18 protein-coding genes and 1 riboswitch are annotated in these 20,802 nt (G+C 40.2%); of the genes, 16 read left to right on the top strand and 2 right to left on the bottom strand.

The features are described from left to right. The first annotated feature begins 168 nt into the window (after positions 1-168). On the top strand, positions 169-1,599 hold the full coding sequence (nhaC, locus tag A6M13_RS12830; protein ID WP_066547064.1) for a Na+/H+ antiporter NhaC: 1,431 nt from the start codon (positions 169-171) through the stop codon (positions 1,597-1,599). A gap of 161 nt (positions 1,600-1,760) precedes the next feature. On the opposite strand, the gene A6M13_RS12825 is transcribed toward nhaC, so the two are convergent. Beyond that, positions 1,761-2,984 (bottom strand): helix-turn-helix domain-containing protein, encoded by a 1,224-nt coding sequence (locus A6M13_RS12825; protein WP_066547062.1) that lies wholly within the window; start codon positions 2,982-2,984, stop codon positions 1,761-1,763. Positions 2,985-3,069: 85 nt separating this feature from the next. Here A6M13_RS12825 and A6M13_RS12820 point away from each other — a divergent pair, with 85 nt between their 5' ends. After that, positions 3,070-4,182 carry a mandelate racemase/muconate lactonizing enzyme family protein gene (locus A6M13_RS12820; protein ID WP_066547058.1) on the top strand — a complete coding sequence of 371 codons (1,113 nt, stop codon included), beginning with the start codon at positions 3,070-3,072 and terminating at the stop codon, positions 4,180-4,182. Continuing rightward, positions 4,182-4,838 (top strand): GNAT family N-acetyltransferase, encoded by a 657-nt coding sequence (locus A6M13_RS12815; RefSeq protein ID WP_245669323.1) that lies wholly within the window; start codon positions 4,182-4,184, stop codon positions 4,836-4,838. Before A6M13_RS12820 ends, A6M13_RS12815 begins: the two co-directional genes overlap by 1 nt. A gap of 82 nt (positions 4,839-4,920) precedes the next feature. Here A6M13_RS12815 and A6M13_RS12810 read toward each other — a convergent pair whose 3' ends face one another. Further along, a complete protein-coding gene (locus A6M13_RS12810) occupies positions 4,921-6,024 on the bottom strand; it encodes a GGDEF domain-containing protein (protein ID WP_066547053.1) in 1,104 nt (367 codons plus the stop codon). A 185-nt stretch (positions 6,025-6,209) separates the two neighbouring features. On the opposite strand from A6M13_RS12810, the gene A6M13_RS12805 reads away from it, so the two are divergent. The 13 genes from A6M13_RS12805 to A6M13_RS12745 all read left to right on the top strand — a co-directional run bounded on the left by A6M13_RS12805 (position 6,210) and on the right by A6M13_RS12745 (position 20,754). Next, positions 6,210-6,641 carry a YwiB family protein gene (locus tag A6M13_RS12805; protein ID WP_066547048.1) on the top strand — a complete coding sequence of 144 codons (432 nt, stop codon included), beginning with the start codon at positions 6,210-6,212 and terminating at the stop codon, positions 6,639-6,641. Continuing rightward, positions 6,638-8,305, top strand: a complete 1,668-nt coding sequence (argS, locus tag A6M13_RS12800; RefSeq protein WP_066547045.1) for an arginine--tRNA ligase — start codon at positions 6,638-6,640, stop codon at positions 8,303-8,305. Before A6M13_RS12805 ends, argS begins: the two co-directional genes overlap by 4 nt. Before the next feature lie 142 nt (positions 8,306-8,447). Continuing rightward, positions 8,448-8,632, top strand: a riboswitch (cobalamin riboswitch). A gap of 120 nt (positions 8,633-8,752) precedes the next feature. Next, positions 8,753-9,697, top strand: coding sequence for an ABC transporter substrate-binding protein (locus A6M13_RS12795; protein ID WP_066547042.1), 945 nt, complete (start codon positions 8,753-8,755; stop codon positions 9,695-9,697). A gap of 4 nt (positions 9,698-9,701) precedes the next feature. Further along, positions 9,702-10,694 (top strand): FecCD family ABC transporter permease, encoded by a 993-nt coding sequence (locus A6M13_RS12790; protein ID WP_066547235.1) that lies wholly within the window; start codon positions 9,702-9,704, stop codon positions 10,692-10,694. After that, positions 10,694-12,163 carry a heme ABC transporter ATP-binding protein gene (locus A6M13_RS12785; protein ID WP_066547040.1) on the top strand — a complete coding sequence of 490 codons (1,470 nt, stop codon included), beginning with the start codon at positions 10,694-10,696 and terminating at the stop codon, positions 12,161-12,163. Before A6M13_RS12790 ends, A6M13_RS12785 begins: the two co-directional genes overlap by 1 nt. Then, on the top strand, positions 12,160-12,735 hold the full coding sequence (locus A6M13_RS12780) for a cob(I)yrinic acid a,c-diamide adenosyltransferase (RefSeq protein ID WP_066547035.1): 576 nt from the start codon (positions 12,160-12,162) through the stop codon (positions 12,733-12,735). Before A6M13_RS12785 ends, A6M13_RS12780 begins: the two co-directional genes overlap by 4 nt. A 261-nt stretch (positions 12,736-12,996) precedes the next feature. Next, positions 12,997-15,177 carry a heterodisulfide reductase-related iron-sulfur binding cluster gene (locus tag A6M13_RS12775; protein WP_066547033.1) on the top strand — a complete coding sequence of 727 codons (2,181 nt, stop codon included), beginning with the start codon at positions 12,997-12,999 and terminating at the stop codon, positions 15,175-15,177. Positions 15,178-15,290: 113 nt separating this feature from the next. After that, entirely contained in the window at positions 15,291-15,497 is a 207-nt protein-coding gene (locus tag A6M13_RS12770; protein ID WP_066547030.1) for a hypothetical protein, read from the top strand. Between the two features lie 264 nt (positions 15,498-15,761). After that, a complete protein-coding gene (locus tag A6M13_RS12765; RefSeq protein WP_066547027.1) occupies positions 15,762-16,955 on the top strand; it encodes an acetyl-CoA C-acetyltransferase in 1,194 nt (397 codons plus the stop codon). A 6-nt stretch (positions 16,956-16,961) separates the two neighbouring features. After that, positions 16,962-17,813: a 3-hydroxybutyryl-CoA dehydrogenase gene (locus A6M13_RS12760; RefSeq protein ID WP_066547024.1), complete on the top strand. Its 852-nt coding sequence runs from the start codon at positions 16,962-16,964 to the stop codon at positions 17,811-17,813. Between the two features lie 14 nt (positions 17,814-17,827). Further along, positions 17,828-18,964 (top strand): acyl-CoA dehydrogenase, encoded by a 1,137-nt coding sequence (locus A6M13_RS12755; RefSeq protein ID WP_066547022.1) that lies wholly within the window; start codon positions 17,828-17,830, stop codon positions 18,962-18,964. A 19-nt stretch (positions 18,965-18,983) separates the two neighbouring features. After that, on the top strand, positions 18,984-20,123 hold the full coding sequence (locus A6M13_RS12750) for an acyl-CoA dehydrogenase (protein WP_066547019.1): 1,140 nt from the start codon (positions 18,984-18,986) through the stop codon (positions 20,121-20,123). Positions 20,124-20,127: 4 nt separating this feature from the next. Further along, a complete protein-coding gene (locus A6M13_RS12745) occupies positions 20,128-20,754 on the top strand; it encodes a TetR/AcrR family transcriptional regulator (protein ID WP_066547011.1) in 627 nt (208 codons plus the stop codon). Positions 20,755-20,802 lie beyond the last annotated feature (48 nt).

Genomic DNA, 20,802 nt, shown 5'->3' with positions numbered 1-20,802 from the left:
TGATGTTATGTATGTATTTCTTTCTTTATGTTGGTTTTTGTTGCGAAAAATATGTTTTATCAATTATCAGAATAATATTTACAATGAGAATTTTTGAATGTAGTATAAGAGATAGTGTAAAAACGACTAATTAACGACTTTATTATTTTTCAGCAAGGGGATGAACTTATGGAAAAGAAGATGAGCTTTGGGTGGGCGATTTTACCGTTACTATTGATGGTAATTGTCATGGTCTTTACAATCGTTGTACTGGAGCAAGGACCGCATATGCCACTGATTTTTGGAACAGTTGTAGCAGGACTTGTGGCATTGAAGCACGGCTTTACATGGAAAGATATTGAGGAAATGATGTATAAAGGGATTCGTTTAGCATTGCCTGCAGTCATTATCATTATGCTTGTCGGGCTAGTGATTGGTTCGTGGATGGGCGGCGGTATTGTAGCCACGATGATTTATTATGGGTTACAAATTATTTCACCAGCTTGGTTTTTAGTAACGATTTTATTTATTTGTTCGATTGTGTCGTTAGCAATCGGTAGCTCGTGGTCAACGATGGCAACTATCGGTGTTGCCGGTATGGGGATTGGTTTAAGCATGGGCATTCCAGCGGGCATGATTGCGGGTGCAGTCATTTCAGGCGCGTATTTTGGCGATAAAATGTCGCCGTTATCAGATACAACGAATTTAGCCGCAGGGTTAACAGGTACAAATTTATTTGCACACATTAAGCATATGCTATGGACAACTGTACCAGCATACATCATTGCAACGATTGCATTCGGTGTAATTGGGCGTCAGTTTGCAGCAACGAACATGGAGTCAGCTGAAATTCAAGGGATGTTATCAACGATTCGTGATAACTTTATTGTGTCGCCTTGGTTACTGCTTGTGCCATTATTTATTATTGTCTTAGTAGCTGTAAAAGTACCAGCAATGCCAGCATTAATTGTCGGTATCGTGTTAGGAATGCTATCACATGTTTTTGTGCAAGGTGGGTCAATAACAGAAGCTGTAGGAGCGTTACAAAGCGGTTTTGCCATTGCAACAGGTAACGATATGGTCGATGCGCTATTTAATAGTGGTGGTATTGATAATATGATGTATACCGTATCGATGACGATTATTGCGATGACATTTGGCGGTATTTTAGAATATTCGGGTATGTTAAAGGCAATCATTCAAGAAATTTTACGTTTTGCTAAATCGACAGGTAGCCTAGTAGCAGCAACCATTGCTTCTTGTTTTGCGACGAATGCAAGCTGTTCAGAGCAATATATTTCAATCGTTGTTCCTGCGCGTATGTTTGCGACTGCATACCGCGAGCGTGGTTTACATTCGAAAAACTTATCACGTAGTTTAGAAGATGGTGGTACGTTGACATCGGTATTTATTCCGTGGAATACATGTGGGGTATTTATTATGTCGACATTAGGCGTATCTGTTGCTCAATATGCACCGTATGCGATTTTAAATTTCACAGTGCCAATCATTTCGATTATTTTTGCATTTACAGGCTTTACAATTATTAAATTAACAGAGCAAGAAAAGGTAGCATTAGCGGCGGAGGATAAGCGATTAAACGAAGAGAGCTTAGCGTAATAGAGCTATTTTGATAAAGGGTTAACACAAAAGTATAGTTCTTCTAAAGCTGCGTAGCACCAAAAACAGAAAAAATCCTTCAGCAGTTGTCGTTGCTGAAGGATTTTTCTTCTTGTCTCACTCTCTTTACTTCTATCGAAAACCATTCTGTTTTTAAAACGCTATTCGTTTAGTGAAAATGTTAGTGTGTAAACAGCACGTGGTCGTCCTTGCTGATACGCCATTTCTTCACCGACAATTTCAACATATTCATGGGCAAGCAGCTTTTTAAGCATTCGTTCTGTCGTTCGGCGTGTAACTTGTAAGTAGTCCGCTAAGTCCTGAGCGGTGAACGATGTATGAGGATGTACTTTTTCGAAAGCGACTAGACGTGAAATATTTTTAGGACTTAGCCCCGTTGCTTTTGTAATTTCAAAAATAAATGGATGTGTCGTTTGAAGGGCAATCGACGTTCCTGTTTGTTGTGTTAAGTCGTATAATTTTTTTTGCTCATCAACGACCATAAATTGCTGCGGTTGCCCAAATTTAAGGGCCTGTTTCGCATGCTCTTGTGCTTGTGAAATAGAATGTCCATAACCGAAGCCAATTTTGTATTGTTGCGTTTGCAATAGTTGCAGTAACTCAGTCGCATGACGTTGAACAGCACCGTTTGTCGTATAAAATTCATAGCGTACAGCATCCAATTGCTGATAAATGCTTGAAAATAAATTGGTCATTTGTTGCAATAACGGAGCGGGCGGTGAATAATCAAACAGAATATGAATAACAGCGATTTTAGCCGACTCGCTTTTAGCATAGTCCGATAAACTTTTTGCTTCATACAAACCGCGTAAAATCGCGCTTTGTGGGTCAATCATCCGCATAACTGGAACACCTTGTGTCACAAGTGCATCATAAACGGCGTGAATACTTGTCACGACATAGTCAATTTGTTGTTGTTGCCACAGTGTCACGTGTTTTGTAATGTAAGTTTCATATGGTGTGTGTAGCTGAATGGTTTGAATAAATGGACGTTTTGTCGTCTGTAAATCACATAATACATGTTCAATAAAGCGCTCATCCATAACATCGATTGATAAGCGATTGAGTGCGATATTTTTTTGAACGAGCAGTGATAAAAGCGTTGTGGCGATGGACGTGTCGTCTTGCTTTAAGTACATCCAAGGAATCGAGAGCTGTGATAACTGTTCTTTTGCATATAAATACGGTAATGTACCAGATAGTAATAAAACATCACAAGATTTTAAGTTTTTTAGTAAAGAGGGTGTTTCTTCTGGAACAGTGTATGTATAATAGTCTAATAGAAATGTTGAATGACTTGGAACAATTTGTTGTAATGTTTGCTGAAAGGAAGCAGAACAAATAACGGCAATCTTTGTTTGCATAAATAACACCTCTTTTTTTGAATATATAACGACTAATTAACGACAATTATAACAAGTGAATAAAATGTCGTAAAGGAGAATAAATATGAAAATAAAAACAGTAGAAATTTTTAAAATTGAATTGCCATTAATTGAGCCTTTTATTGTAAGCTATGCCACGTATCCAAATATGCCATCGATCATCACAAAAATTACAACTGAATGTGGCATCGTTGGTTGGGGAGAAGCTGTACCAGATGAGCATGTGACGGGCGAAACGCTAGAAAGTACGTATGCGATTTTAAAGCACCAGCTCGCACCGCTTGTTATCGGCGAAAATCCAATGGCGTTTGAACGTTTACATGAAATGATGGATAAAGCTGTTTATAATGTTCCAGCAGCAAAAGCAGCCATTGATATTGCTTGTTTTGATATTGTCGGCAAAAAACTGCAAGTACCTGCGTACCAATTAACAGGGGGCCGTTACCATCATAAGTTCCCGATTACACATGTATTAAGCATTGCTGAACCGCAACAGATGGCTGAAGAAGCAGCGCGTCGTGTAGAGATGGGCTATCGCTCATTTAAAATGAAGGTTGGGCGTGATGTGGCGAGTGATGTGGCACGTATTCGAGCAGTACGTGAACGTGTCGGGCATGAGATTGCCATTCGCGTGGACGTTAACCAAGGTTGGGGAAACAGTGCGAACACACTACAGGCCGTGCGCCAACTTGAAATGCTACAAATTGATTGGTTAGAGCAACCTGTTCGTGCAGATGATATTGATGCGATGGTTGAAATTAAAACAAAAACGACGATTCCGCTGATGATTGATGAAGGATTACGTGGTGTACGTGAAATGCGTGAAATTATCGCAAAACGTGCAGCGGACAAAGTGAATATTAAACTGATGAAATGCGGCGGTATTTATCCAGCGATGAAGTTAGCACATATGGCAGAAATGGCAGGCATCGAGTGTCAAATTGGCTCAATGGTGGAGTCATCTGTTGGCTCAGCTGCTGGTTTCCATGTCGCGTTTTCAAATAAAGCTTTTACAAGTGTTGAATTAACAGGACCGCTGAAGTTTTCAAAAGATATTGGGGATTTACATTATGACGTGCCGTTTATTCAATTAACAGAAAAACCAGGCTTAGGTGTCGAAGTGGACGAGACGATTTTAGCGGAACTAACAAATGAGCAATGTGTGGTGGCACAATAATGCGTTATGATATTCAGAAATTAGATGTGTCTCACATTGGCCAATTAATCGTTTTGCAACAGCAAGTTGTCGCTGCTTTAGAAGACCCTGCTATTTTACAGCCATTAGATGAAGAAGAGCTACGTTATATTTTAGAAGGCAATGGTGTGATGATTGGTCTTTTTGATGTGGATAAAATGATTGCATTCCGTGCATTATTAGAGCCACCAATTGATGATGAACATTTAGCGTATGACATTAGTTATCCACATGTGGATAAAGTAATTTACCAAGAAATTTCGAATGTGCACCCAGCGTACCGAGGACAAAATTTACAACAGCAAATGGCAACGCTCATTATGGAATATGTGGATACAACAAAACATACAATGATGTGTGCAACGGTTATGCCATTTAATATTGCGAGTCTGAAAGATAAATTTGCGCAAGGTATGTATGTTGCTGCATTAAAATTAAAATACGGTGGCAAATTACGCTACGTTTTTGCTAAATCATTGGTAGAACAGGAACAATGGCAACAAGAGGACCGTATTATTGATATGGCACAAACCGCTGAGCAACAACAAGCATTGCGTGAAGGCTATTTAGGTGTAGCGATGTACCAACAGTTGGACAAGTGGTACGTTGTTTATCAAAAAAGAGCGGCTAAAAATTAATAGCGTAAAACAACGAATCATCATGTGAATTTTTAGAAAAACCCTTCAGCCATTTTTGTGCTGAAGGGTTTTACGGTTACTTTTAGCGTTGTGTTTTTGTTTCGGGTAAATTATTGGCATGCTCAATCGTAAAATGCGTTTTTTGTTTTGCTTTATCGAGCGCCTTACCTGCAGCTTGAATAATATCAACAGCTTCACCTGACTGGTCAGGGAACGACGCAATACCAAGAGCAAGCTGAATGTCTTTATCGAGTTGAATACCATGCTGTGACAGGTCTAAATCTTGCATAAAATGTTGAAAATGCGCTGAAAAATCAAGCGCAATTGCAGGTGGCGCATCAGGCATTAATATAACAAATTCATAGCTATCGAGCTGCGCAAACTGATAAGGATGTGCATAATCGAAATCACATAACTTTTGAATCGTTGTGGTAATCAATTGGTCCCGCATTAAATGTCCATTATGTTGGTGGTATTCTTCAAAATTATAGATGTAGCAACGAATAACAGAGAAGCGCATATGACTGTGTACATATTCTTCGCATCTTTCATACACCCAACGATGATTTGGCAATTTCGTAATCGTATCTATCTTTTCATAATTAGCTGCATGCTGAACGAGTAATGCCTCTTGCTGACGTTTTTGCAACGTATATTTAAGTAAGAAAAAATAAAAAGTTGTGCAAATAACGAAGGCAAGCAGTAAATTTAGTTGCTCAAATGAAGGCAAAATAAAGAAATATGAAAATAAAGCTGTTGGGATAAAAATACCAAAATAATACCAATGAATATTTTTAAACGTAATGGGGAATCGATTATGGAAAATCGCCATAATAAAGGACAGCAGCATAAAATTCGCTGTGCCGAAAACGAGAGGTATTGTTAAATCACCCATAAAAAAGCGACTATAGCCAATCATAAACCCCGTGATAATAATTGTAAGTGGCGAACCGATAAGACCAGCAGCTAGTACGGGAATTAACCGAACGTTAACTAAATAGCCACCGAATGATGAGAACGATGCACCAGTCAATAAAATGCCTGTTGTTCCTAATAAAATTCCGAGAAATACATGCTCATATTGCTGGTAAAAAAGTGGCATACTTTGTTTTTTTACGTGCAGCATATAAATGCCGACGATAAATGTAAATAAAATCGTATAGTTAAATACGATGAGTAATAACATAGCAAGACTCCTATCTATATGAAAATAGTTGTGCCTTATATGAGCGAAATGGTATGTATAAACCTTCTATAGTATACCGAATGTATCGGAATAAAGGTATAGTCAAATTTTTTATAACTTTTCTTGAATGCTTAGAAAATTCATCCTATAATAAGAAGGTTATAGAAAACGTGGGAGGGATTCCATTGTCAAATGATTTAGGCGCGTCTGTAAACGTTCGGCTTGTATCAACAATTGATTATACAGCGGGCGAAACAGAGCGTATTGAAATGTGGTTAGACGGTCAGATTGTTGAAAAAAACAATGTCAAATATTTACGTTATACAGAAGAACATGAATCCCGAACGATTACAACAACGATTAAGTTAGCGGGGCAACAGTCATTCATTATGCGTAAAGGTGCGGTAAATATGCGTTTGCCATTAAACATTACGCAGCGTGAAACAGGACACTACAATAGCGAAGCAGGATCGATTCCATTATGGGTGGATACACATCGTCTTCAATATACGTATGATAACAAGAGCCAATTTGATGTACAGTATGACTTATACGTCGGTGGACAACAAACAGGCACATATACATTAAATTTAACTTTTACGGAGGAATCATCATGAATGCAGTAGAACAAGTACAACAGTCAATTAAAGCTGCTCTTGCTGAAGCGGTTGAAAAAGCGGCATTAGTAGAAGCAGGCACAGCATTAAATATCCATTTAGAAACACCAAAGGATAAAGTGAACGGTGACTATGCAACAAATATCGCAATGCAATTAACGAAGCTAGCGAAAAAGCCACCTCGTGCAATTGCAGAAGCAATTTTAGAAAACTTAACAACAGAAGGCACAAATATCGAGAAAATCGATATTGCTGGCCCTGGCTTTATGAACATTACTGTGAAAAAAGACTTCTTAACGGAAGTAGTAAAAGCAGCATTAACACAAGGTGCTGACTATGGTCGCTCAAACGCTGGTCAAGGTGAAAAAGTACAAGTGGAGTTCGTGTCAGCGAACCCAACAGGTGATTTACACTTAGGGCATGCGCGTGGTGCATCTGTAGGCGATTCATTATCAAATGTATTAGATGCAGCAGGCTATGCTGTTTCTCGTGAATACTATATTAATGACGCAGGGAACCAAATTAACAATTTAGCGTATTCTTTAGAAGCACGTTATAAGCAAGCGTTAGGTATGGATGCAGAGATGCCAGAAGATGGTTACCACGGTCAAGATATTATTGATATCGCTGGTAAATTAAAAGAAGAATTTGGTGCAGATATTTTAGAAAAGTCGGATGAAGAACGTTTCAAATTTTTCCGTGAGCATGGCTTACGTTTAGAATTAGCGAAATTACAAAACGACTTAAAGAACTTCCGTGTAGAATTTGACGTATGGTATTCAGAAACATCTTTATACGGCAACGGTAAAATTGAACGCGCACTAGAAAAATTAACAGCAAACGGTCACGTATTTGAAGAAGAGGGCGCAACTTGGTTCCGTTCAACAACATTTGGCGATGATAAAGACCGCGTATTAATTAAAAACGATGGCTCATTCACATACTTAACACCAGATATTGCCTACCACGAAGATAAATTACAACGTGGTTTTGATAAATTAGTAAACATTTGGGGTGCAGACCACCACGGCTATATCCCACGTATGAAAGCAGCAATCGAAGCGCTTGGCTATGACCGCGGTACGTTAGAAGTCGACATTATTCAAATGGTTCAACTGTACAAAAACGGTGAGAAATTTAAAATGTCAAAACGTACAGGTAATGCTGTAACGATGCGTGAATTAGTAGAAATGGTTGGCTTAGATGCAGTACGTTACTTCTTTGTAAAAACTGCGGGTGATTCACATATGGACTTCGATTTAGATTTAGCGGTATCACAATCAAACGAAAACCCAGTGTACTACGCACAATATGCACATGCACGTATCGCATCAATTTTACGCGCTGCAAAAGACCAAGGTTTCGAAGCATCTATCGAAAACCTGAACTTATTAACAGCTGAAAAAGAAATTGATGTACTGAAAAAAGTGGGCGATTTCCCGAAAGTTATCGCAGATGCGGCAAAACACCGCACGCCACACCGTATTGCAAACTATATCCAAGAAACTGCGGCAGCATTCCACAGCTTCTATGGTGCAGAAAAAGTAATCAACGCAGACGACAAAGCATTAACAGAAGCTCGTTTAGCATTAATTACAGCTGTACAAACGACGATTGCGAACGCCTTACGTTTAATCGGTGTATCAGCACCAGAAAAAATGTAAGTATACGTTTTACAAAATAGGCTATCCGAATTTTTTTCGGGTAGCCTATTTTTTCGCATAGCGTAGCGATGCGCTTGAGGAATAATTTGAAAATTAAAAATAAGTTTTGCGAAAATAGGAAAATACGCTATAATGAACAACAGTTAAATATACACAAGTACGGTTCCTTAAACAAAGGATGAAAAGGGAAAACGGTGAAAATCCGTTGCGGTCCCGCCACTGTAACTACGTAAAAATTTGTTAGATGCCACTGCTATTTGCGGGAAGGCGACAAGTTTTGCTAAAGAGCGTAGAAGCCAGGAGACCTGCCTACTTGTTTTTTGCAGCCACTTACGAGGATAAGTGTGTATGGCGTAACTCCATATACATGTGCTCGTTTTAGCGTAGGCTAAAACGGGCTTTTTTATTGGGAAATGTCATGCAAATTTTTCTAAGGAGAGAATGGACATGAACTATTGGAAATTAACGTTGGCAGCAGCTGTAGCATCAAGTGTACTCGTAGCGTGTAATGATACCGAGGAGGACACATCTACTACAACTGAGAATGTGGACGGTGCAGCTTACCCATTAACCGTAACAGATGTTATTGGGCAGGAGGTTACAATCGAAGAACAGCCACAACGTATTATTTCAATGATTCCAAGTAATACTGAAATTTTATTTGAATTAGGCTTAGACGAGGAAATCGTCGCCGTTACAGATATTGAAAATTATCCAGAAGAAGCATTAACGAAGGAAACAATCGGTAGCATGGAGTTTGATTTTGAGAAGATTATTGCGTTAGAGCCAGATATTGTTTTTTCACATGAATCAGCGATGCTTGTATCAGAGGCAGGGCTTGACCAACTACGTTCAGCGGGTATTGATGTATATGTAGTAGAAGATGCTGATGATTTTGAAGAAACATATGAAACGATCGAAGAAATTGCGCAAATTACAAATACAACGGATAAAGCACAAGAAATTATTGCAGATATGAAAGCACATGTTGCTGATATTGAATCGAAGCTTGAAGGAGTTGAGCCGAAACGCGTATTCCTTGAAAACTCGGATGTACCGGATATTTACACAGCGGGTAGTAATACATTTTTACATACGATGTTAGAAATGGTAGAAGCGGAAAATGTAGCAGCATCAAAAGAAGGCTGGTACCCGATTAGCACCGAGGAAATTATTACACAAAACCCAGATGTGATTATCGTATCGTATAGTTATGTGCCGGATATTTTAACAACATTACCGCAACGACCAGGCTTTGATACAATCGCTGCTGTTCAAAATAACGAAGTCGTGCAAGTTGATGAAAATTTAATTGCGCGTCAAGGACCGCGTTTAGCACAAGGACTTGAGGAATTAGCGAAAGCGGTACACCCAGAGGCTTTCGGTGAATAAAAAAATGGTTTTTGCTTATGGTAGTGCGTTTGTTGTACTACTAATAAGCATGTGGTTAGGTGTTTCAATTGGCTCGGTGAAGATTCCGCTAGAAGTTTTTTGGAATCCACAAGCAAATGAGACAGCAGCGAGTATTTTATGGAAAATTCGCATGCCGCGTGTATTATTAGCCGCACTTGTCGGCGCAAGCTTGGCAATAGCGGGTGCAGCGTTCCAAGGTTTGTTGAAAAATCCACTTGCTGACCCGTACACACTGGGGATTTCATCAGGTGCGTCTGTTGGGGCAGTTGCAACGATTTTCTTTGGTATTTCCATTCCGTTTATCGGCTTATTTACATTGCCATTGATTAGTATGGTTGCCGCAGTGATGACGATGTTTTTTGTTGTCGGCTTTGCTAAAATGGTAGACCGCACATTAAAGATGGAAACATTTATTTTAACAGGGATAATTGTAAGCTCCTTTTTAGGGTCGATGATTTCGTTAATGATTGCGTTAACAGGGGAAGAGTTACGTCAAATTATGAGTTGGCTATTAGGCAGTGTATCGATGCGTGGTTGGCCATATGTACAAATGATTATTCCATTTGTCATCATCGGAGGATTCCTTGTTTGGCTAAACCGCCGAGAATTAAATGCGATGTTGTACGGAGAAGAACGTGCAAAATATTTAGGGGTCAACGTTCGTCGCAGTAAAATGCAAGTATTGATTGGCGGCTCGATGTTAACGGGTGCTGCAGTTGCTGTATCCGGTACAATTGGCTTTGTTGGCTTAGTTGTTCCGCATATGACACGTATGTTATGGGGCGCGGACCATCGTCATTTATTGCCGTTATCTCTTTTATACGGTGCTGCGCTATTAGTTGTGTGTGATTTAGTTGCACGTACAATTATTGCACCAGCAGAATTACCAATTGGTGTTATTACCGCGTTTTTAGGTGCGCCTGTCTTTGCATATATTTTCTTCAAACAGCGTAGAAGGAAAGGTGGCATAGCATAATGTTACACATTGAGCAGTTAAGCGGTGGTTATGACGGTAAAAAATATATTCAAGATGTATCGTTTCATGTCGAAAAAGGTGAAGTGTTAGGCATTTTAGGACCAAATGGTAGCGGGAAATCAACTATTTTAAAGTTAATTAGTGGGGCAATGCCATACAGTGAAGGTACGGTTTTATTGGATAAAAAGCCGTTGAAAAATTATACACCAAAAGATTTAGCACGTAAGCTAGCAGTATTGCCACAGCTTCATGCGAATACATTTACACATACGGTACGAGAAGTCGTTTCGCTCGGGCGTTATCCGCACCAACGTAGCTTCTTTTCAAGCTGGTCTGACGAAGATGAGCAAGCTGTACAACAGGCGATGCAACAAATGGGCATTACAAAATATGAACATGTTGAAATGGCATTTTTATCTGGTGGGGAGCAGCAGCGTGTATTCGTTGCACAAGCATTAGCACAACAAGCAGAGGTGCTCTTTTTAGATGAGCCGACGAATCATTTAGATATTGCGCATCAACGTCAGTTACTCGACGTTATTCGCACCGAAGCGAAAGTAAAAGGCTTAACGGTGGTCTCCATTTTTCATGATATGAACTTAGCAGCGCTGTATTGTGATCGGTTATTGTTGATGCAACAAGGGCGCATTCAAACGATTGGACGACCACATGAAGTGCTGATTGATGCACAAATTGAAGAAGTTTACGATACGCGTGTAGCAATTCAACCGCATCCTGAGCAAGCAAAACCACAAGTGACCATTTTACCAATGATTTTTGAGGATACGCCGATAACGATTCGTAAAAATCATTTACAAGTAACACCGCAATATGCAGTATTTAAAAGCCCATTATCATTACGTACATTATCATCAGCCGTACATAATGCGGGATTTGGATGGTATGATACGTTCGTCAATCGCACTGTTTCGCCGAATTACGAGCATCAACATGTCGAGCAAGAGTTTGGTGCATTTTTAAGGCAAGAAGGCTTTTTACCGACAAGTACGGTAGGAATGATGACTGCCTTGTCAATGGATGCCGTCGTTGCAAATGATTACGACACACCTGCGGGAAAATTTACGGTCATTGTGACAGCAGGTGTAGGCAAAGCGATTGATGTAGCTGAAGCGTATAAACATGGAGAAGCGGTAACGATTGGTACAATTAATACATGGATTATTTTAAATGCGCATTTATCAGACGAAGCATTTGTCCAAGCGTTAATTACGGCAACAGAAGCAAAAGTAAAAGCATTGCAAAAAGCAGGTGTAACCGATACAATTTCTAAAACAGTTGCAACCGGCACAGCAACAGACAGCGTACTGATTGCTGCAACACAACAAGGGACGTATATTCAATACGCAGGTACAGCAACACCACTTGGCAAATGGATTGGCAAAGCTGTTGTAGAAACGACTGTTGAAGCGATTGAAACTTATAAACGACTAAAGGGGACTGGAAAATGAAAATTTATACGAAAACTGGTGACAAAGGGCAAACTGGCTTAATCGGTGGACGCGTGGCAAAAGATGATATTCGAGTGGAAGTATACGGCACAGTAGACGAGTTAAATTCGTTTATTGGGAAGGCGATGACGGAATTAGACGAGGCGACATTTGCAGATATTTTAAATGATTTACATGCAATTCAACATGAATTATTTGATTGCGGCGGCGATTTAGCAAACGTGATGAAAGAACCTCAATTTAAATTAACAGAAGCACCAATTACGGTATTAGAAGAACGTATTGATGTGTTAGTTGATGAAGCGCCACCACTTGAAAAGTTTATTTTACCAGGCGGTTCTCCAGCAGCAGCGACATTACACATTGCACGTACAATTACGCGTCGAGCAGAGCGTCAAATGGTATCATTAGTGGCGACAACTGAAGGTGTGAATGACGTAGTGCTACGTTATTTAAATCGTTTATCAGACTACTTCTTTGCGGCGGCACGCGTTGTAAACTTCCGTGCAGGCGTAGAAGATATCGAGTATGCACGTGGCGGCAAAGTGTTCCACACAAAAAAGGGCGAATAATTATATTTTGATTGTAAAAAGCAACGGGATATCGTTTCCACGTTGCTTTTTTTATTATAAATACTACAAAAGTATGCTTAATTTTAAAAAAGAATGAAGATTACGTAAATATAATGTATCATTTTAATTGCGAACATACGTGAAATAACTCGTTTATACAAAAATTTTGAAAGTCTTATGTTGACTGAATGTTCATTCATATTTTACAATGGTGAAAACAAATGGGGATTGTTTTTAGTGTAAATTTAAGGGGGGACTGTGATGAATATTTTCTTAACGATTACGTGGATAGCGACAATTGGGGTCGTATTATACGCGGTGGGCTTGTTTGCGTACTTATTAAAAACACGTTATGAATTCATCAAGTTAGGAAAGAAAGTAGAGTTTGACGAAAGCTTTAAAGAGCGTTTAGGACAAATTATTGAAAAAGTATTTGGTCAAAGTAAGTTGCTAAAAGACAAAAAAAGTGGCGTTATGCACGTTATGTTCTTCTATGGTTTCTTACTTGTTCAGCTCGGTGCGATTGATTTAATTATTCGTGGTTTAGCACCAGACCACCATTTACCATTCGGTCCGTTATATGGTCCGTTCGTATTTTTCGAAGAGTTAGTGGCGTTACTAATTTTAGTTGCGGTGGCAATGGCATTCCACCGTCGTTATGTTGAAAAGCTTGTACGTTTAAAGCGCGGATGGAAAAATGGTTTAGTGTTAATTTTCATCGGTGGCTTAATGTTATCAACATTATTAGCAAACGGTTTTGCGATGATTTGGCATGAACATACAGCGTTTAATGGTTTTGAACCAATCGCGTCAACAGTGATGTTAGCGTTCTCATGGTTACCATCAACTGCTGGTATGGTACTATTTTATGTATTTTGGTGGATTCACTTATTAATTTTATTAACATTTTTAGTGTACATTCCACAATCAAAGCACTTCCACTTAATTACAAGTATCGGAAACGTATACTTCAACCGTTTAGACCGTGTTGGTACATTAACGCCAATTAATTTTGATGTAGATGAAGAAGCGGAAGAAAGTGAAGAAGAGGTTGCATTTGGTGTGGGGAAAATTCAAGACTTTAACCAAAAGCAATTACTTGATTTATATGCTTGCGTAGAATGTGGACGCTGTACAAATATGTGTCCTGCATCAGGTACTGGTAAAATGTTATCACCAATGGACTTATTAGTGAAAATGCGTGACCATTTAACATTTACAGGTGCGGTGACGACAAAGTCGAAACCATGGGTACCATACCAAATGTTTAAAAATACACGTGGTAATCAATTAGCAATGGCTGCAGGTGCAGAAGGCGCGATTATTGAAGATATTTATAGCCCATCATTAATTGGTGATGTCATTACAGAAGAAGAAATTTGGGCATGTACAACATGTCGTAACTGTGAAGACCAATGTCCAGTAATGAATGAGCACGTGGATAAAATTATTGATTTACGTCGTTATTTAACGATGACAGAAGGTAAAGTAAACCCAGATGCTCAACGCGCTATGACAAACATTGAGCGTCAAGGAAATCCGTGGGGCTTAAACCGTAAAGAAAAAGAAAAATGGCGTGACCTAGATCCATCGATTAATATTCCAACAGTAAAAGAAGCGAATAAATCAGGTGAAGGCTTCGAATACTTATTCTGGGTAGGCTCAATGGGCTCATTCGATAACCGTTCACAAAAAATCGCTTTAGCGTTTGCGCGTTTAATGAACGAAGCAGGTGTGAAGTTTGCGATTTTAGGTAACAAAGAAAAGAACTCTGGGGATACACCACGTCGTTTAGGCAATGAGTTTTTATTCCAAGAGTTAGCAACAGCTAATATTGATGAGTTTGAGAAAAATGAAGTTACAAAAATCGTAACAATTGACCCGCATGCGTACAATATCTTTAAAAATGAGTATCAAGATTTCGGCTGGAAAGGTGAAGTATTGCACCATACAGAAATGTTGTATGATTTAGTAAAAGATGGTCGCTTAACGATGAATCACCGCGTAGAAGAAACAATTGTGTTCCATGATTCTTGTTACTTAGGTCGTTATAATGGCGTATTTGATCCACCACGTGAAATTTTACGTGCGGTGCCAGGTGTGAATCTAGTCGAGATGGAACGTAATCGTCAAGATGGTATGTGCTGTGGCGCTGGCGGTGGCTTAATGTGGATGGAAGAGCATGTCGGTAACCGTATTAACGTAGCACGTACAGAACAAGCATTACAAACAGATGCCTCTATGATTTCGTCAGGTTGTCCATACTGTTTAACAATGCTATCAGACGGTACAAAAGCAAAAGAAGTAGAAGATACGGTTGGTACATTTGATATTGCAGAAATTCTAGAGCGCGCTGTATTTGGCGAAGCAAAACTAGACGTTTTGGAAGACGTAGTAGAAACATCATCAGAAGAAACAGTTGAAGCGAAAGACGAAGCATAATTTTGTTGAAATGTGTCTCCTTGTATAGAGGAGGCACATTTTTTTAGTGACATGTTTTAGATACGTAGAACGTGGAAAAGAATAGTAATAACAAATTAAAGGAGGGCATTATAATGACGCCGATTCGCCGCGAGCGACAAGAATCGTCATTTGAGGAGCTGCACGTCCATGTGAATCGTCCATATCATAAGCCGCATATTCATGTTCACCGAGATCCAAATGTTGAATCGAGTCAATTTACAACGAAGCATCGCACATTTAACGACACGATTGGTGAAGAAGTACAGCGAAACTTTTCAAAAGATATGCATCAGATGTGAAAAAGCTACGAACCGCCCAATTAGTATGAAAAAGCTCCCCTTTAGCAGCGACATGTATTGCTAAAGGGGTATTTATATGTTCATTTTGTATGGTGCTAATAAAAATTTTATATTTTCAGAAAAATAATATTGAAAAAATATTCTACATTGAGTAGAATATTAAGTAGCTAAGGAGAAAAAATTCTCCTTCATTTTTTACTATTTAATTGAGCGAGCGTTCAGTCGAGTTTGGTATTTCGCATAATTGCAAAAGGGGATGTAACAATGACGAAAACAGTTATTTTAGATGGGGCACGTACAGCATTCGGAAAGTTTGGTGGCTCTGTTAGCCATTTAACAGCAAGCGACTTAGGTGGGGGGGCGATTAAAGGCGCGTTACAACGAGCAGCAGTTCAGCCAGAAGAAGTAGGTCAAGTCATCATGGGAACGGTGCTACAAGCTGGTCAAGGACAAATTCCTTCTCGACAAGCAGCGACAAAAGCAGGTATTCCATTTAGCGTGAAAACAGAGACGATTAATAAAGTATGTGCTTCTGGCATGCGAAGCGTTACACTGGCCGATCAAATTATTCGATTAGGGGAAGAAGATGTGATTGTAGCTGGTGGTATGGAGTCAATGTCAAATGCACCATACTATGTGCCAAAAGCGCGTTGGGGATTACGAATGGGAGATGCACAATTAATAGACGGTGTTTTATATGACGGTTTAACATGTGCGTTTAGTCCGGAACGCGTGCATATGGGCGTTTACGGAAATCAAACTGCTGAGAAGTTTGAACTGTCTCGTGAAGAACAAGATGAGTGGGCGGTGCGTAGTCAACGTTTAGCCTCGGAAGCCATTGAAGCAGGTAAGCTTGCTGAAGAAATCGTACCGCTTGAAATTCCTCAGCGTAAAGGTGAACCAATTGTATTTGATACAGATGAGTCGCCACGCTCAGGTGTAACGGTTGAATCGATTGCTGGATTACGTTCAGCATTTGGACAAGGTGGCACGATTACAGCAGCAAACGCACCAGGTATTAATGACGGAGCTGCAGCACTTGTGTTGATGAGTGAGGACAAAGCAAAAGCGGAAGGAAAAGCTGTACTTGCTACAATTATTGGACACGCTGAAGTAGGCGTAGCACCAGCCGAATTCCCGGAAACGCCAGGTCTTGTTATTAATGAAATTTTAAAGAAAACAGGTAAGACATTAGAAGAGATTGACTTAATTGAAATGAACGAAGCATTTGCAGCAGTGTCATTAGCAAGTGCGAAAATTGCCAACTTAGACACTGAAAAAGTAAACGTTAATGGTGGAGCTATTGCGTTAGGACATCCAATTGGAGCATCTGGTACACGCATTATTTTGACGCTTGCGTATGAGTTGAAACGTCGCGGCGGCGGTATCGGTATTGCAGCAATTTGTTCTGGTGGCGGTCAAGGGGATGCCATCATGATTGAAGTGAAAGGGGAATAAGCAGTCATGTCAATTGAGAAAATTATGGTCATTGGAGCAGGTCAAATGGGCTCGGGAATTGCCCAAGTTTGTGCAACAGCAGGTTACACAGTTGTATTAAACGACCAAAAGCAAGAGTTTTTCGACCGCGGTTTAGCAAACATTACAAAAAACTTAAGCCGTGATGTTGAGAAAGGTCGTAAAACGGAGGATGAGAAAGCCACTATTTTAGCGCGCATTCAACCTTCATTAACGATTGAAGATGCGAGCGATGTGGATATTGTTATCGAAGCCGCGGTTGAAAACATGGAGATTAAGCAATCAATTTTTAAGCAGTTGGATACGATTGCGCCTGCGCATGCCATTTTAGCGACAAACACATCGTCACTACCAATTACAGAGCTAGCAGCAGTCACAAATCGACCTGAAAAAGTAATCGGCATGCATTTTATGAACCCTGTGCCGGTTATGAAGCTTGTAGAAGTAATTCGTGGCTTAGCAACAGCTGATGAAGTGTACGAAACAGTACGTGATTTATCAGAAAAGCTAGGGAAAACATCTGTTGAAGTAAACGACTTCCCAGGGTTTGTAGCGAATCGTATTTTACTACCAATGATTAATGAAGCAATCTACGCTGTATACGAAGGGGTAGCATCTGTTGAAGATGTCGATACAGTGATGAAACTTGGCATGAACCATCCGATGGGACCGTTAACATTAGCAGACTTTATTGGCTTAGATACATGCTTATCGATTATGGAAATTTTACACGAAGGATTAGGCGACAGCAAATACCGTCCATGCCCATTACTGCGTAAATACGTAGCCGCTGGTTGGTACGGTAAAAAATCAGGTCGTGGATTCTACGTTTACGAATAAAGGACGTGTTGGGGATGGAGTTACGTTTCACAGAAGAACAATTAATGATGCGCAACATGGTACGTGACTTTGCAAATGACAAAATCGCACCGTTTGTTGAGGAAATGGAAAAAGGGGTATTTCCTCGCGAGATTTTGAATGAAATGGGCGAGCTTGGATTGATGGGGATTACTGTACCGGAAGAGTATGGCGGTGCAGGGATGGACTTTACATCATATATTATTGCGATTAATGAGTTATCACGTGTAAGCGCAGTGGTCGGCGTTATTTTATCGGTGCATACATCGGTAGGAACAAACCCGATTTTATACTTTGGTTCAGAGGAGCAAAAGCAGCAATATGTGCCGAAGCTTGCAAGTGGAGAGTATTTAGGGGCGTTTTGTTTAACAGAGCCAAGTGCAGGTTCAGATGCAGGGTCGTTAAAGTCACGTGCCGTAAAAGATGGCGATGATTATGTCATTAACGGCGCTAAAGTATTTATTACAAACGGTGGCGAGGCAGATGTATATATCGTCTTCGCATCGACAAATCCAGAGCTAGGCACAAAAGGTATTTCCGCGTTTATTGTTGAAAAAGGCACAGAAGGTTTAGTGATCGGAAAAGATGAGCATAAAATGGGTTTGCACGGTTCACGTACCGTTCAACTAACATTTGAAAATATGCGTGTGCCAGCGAGCAATTTACTTGGGCAAGAAGGAGAAGGTTTTAAAATTGCGATGGCTAACTTGGATGTCGGCCGTATCGGAATTGCCGCTCAAAGCTTAGGTATTGCAGAAACGGCTCTTGCAGAAGCTGTAGCGTATGCACAGGAGCGTAAACAATTCGGTAAGCCGATTGCGCTTCAACAAGGTATTGGCTTTAAACTAGCAGACATGGCGACAGCTGTTGAAGCATCGCGCTTACTTGTTTTCCGCGCAGCTGATTTACGTGCACAAGGTTTACCGTGTGGGCAAGAAGCATCGATGGCAAAGTTATTCGCCTCAAAAACAGCGGTAGATACAACAATTGAAGCGATTCAAGTGTTTGGTGGTTACGGCTATACAGCAGAATATCCGGTAGAGCGTTTGTTCCGCGACGCAAAGGTTACAGAAATTTATGAAGGTACAAGTGAAATTCAACGTCTTGTTATTAGCAAAAATTTAGTAAAATGATAAAGGGGATTTGAGTCTTATGAACTTTCAATTAACTGAAGAGCATCAACAATTACGTGAAATGATTCGCGATTTTGCATTAAACGAAGTAGCACCAACGGCAGCAGAGCGTGACGAAGAGGAACGCTTTGATCGTGAGATTTTTGATAAAATGGCGGAGCTAGGTTTAACGGGTATTCCATGGCCTGAAGAGTACGGTGGCGCTGGATTTGACTACTTAGCATATTGTATCGCAGTAGAAGAATTATCACGTGTTTGTGCATCAACAGGTGTAACGTTATCAGCACATACTTCACTTGCTGGCTGGCCGGTATATAAATTCGGTACAGAGGAGCAAAAACAAAAATACCTTCGTCCAATGGCGGAAGGGAAGAAAATCGGTGCATACGGTTTAACGGAGCCAGGTTCAGGTTCTGATGCAGGTGGTATGCGTACATACGCGGTAGAAGATGGCGACCATTACGTATTAAATGGCTCAAAAATCTTTATTACAAATGGTGGCATTGCAGATATTTATGTTGTATTTGCGGTGACAGACCCAGAAGCTGGTTCAAAAGGAACGACAGCATTTATCGTTGAAGCAGATTTCGCAGGTTTCTCAGTAGGGAAGAAAGAACAAAAGTTAGGTATTCGCTCTTCACCAACAACGGAAATCATTTTTGATAACTGCCGCGTACCGAAAGAAAATATTTTAGGTGAAGTCGGTCAAGGGTTTGTAGTAGCAATGAAAACGCTAGATGGTGGTCGTAACGGGATTGCGGCACAAGCGGTTGGCATTGCACAAGGTGCGTTAGATGCAGCGACAGAATACGCAAAAGAGCGTGTACAGTTCGGTAAGCCAATTGCCCTGCAACAAGGTGTCGGCTTTAAATTAGCAGACATGGCAACAACGATTGAAGCATCACGTTTATTAACATATCAAGCCGCATGGTTAGAAACGAATGATTTACCATATGGGCAAGCGTCAGCAATGGCGAAGCTGATGGCTGGAGATACGGCAATGAAAGTGACAACAGAAGCGGTTCAAGTATTTGGTGGTTACGGTTATACGAAGGATTATCCAGTAGAACGTTATATGCGCGATGCGAAAATCACCCAAATTTATGAAGGAACGCAGGAAATCCAACGCCTGGTTATTTCCCGCAATTTAACGAAATAGTTTTATGCCAAAAGATATTGAAGTACTATCGTCGGTTAAAGATGAAAGCTTAATTACGATTCGCCGTGAGCAAATTATTAAAGGCGCGGTGAAATTATTTAAGGAAAAAGGCTTTCATAAGGCGACGACGCGAGAAATCGCAAAAGCAGCGGGCTTTAGTATTGGCACGCTGTACGAATACATTCGCACAAAGGAAGACGTTCTGTATTTAGTATGTGACCGTATTTATAACGAAGTAACGATTAAGCTAGCACCATACCAACAGCAAGAAGGGAACCTCGACACCCTTCGACAAGCGATAACGGATTACTATTATTTAATTCATCGTATGCATGCGGAGTTTACGATTATGTACCAAGAAACAAAATCGTTACCAAAAAACACGCGCGCTTATATTTTGGATAAAGAAAGTGAAATGGTGAAAATGTTCGCAGAAATTTTACGCAGCTGTGTAAAATGTGGCGAACTCGCATTAGACGAGCGTTATGTGCAAGTTGCAGCGAACCAAATTGTCGTACAAGGGCAAGCATGGGCGTTTAGAAACTGGGCATATAAGCACGATTATAAAATTGATGGTTATATTGAGGCACAAACAGAACTATTTTTACACGGACTAAAGGGGTTTGCATAAAAAGTCGGGTCGTTGGGGAGCGACCCGCTTTTCTCCTATTTTTCTCCT

The sequence above is a fragment of the Caryophanon tenue genome (assembly GCF_001700315.1).
GTDB classification, from domain to species: domain Bacteria; phylum Bacillota; class Bacilli; order Bacillales_A; family Planococcaceae; genus Caryophanon; species Caryophanon tenue.
Note: the sequence above shows the minus strand (reverse complement) of the source record. Positions and strands in the feature narration are given on the sequence as shown.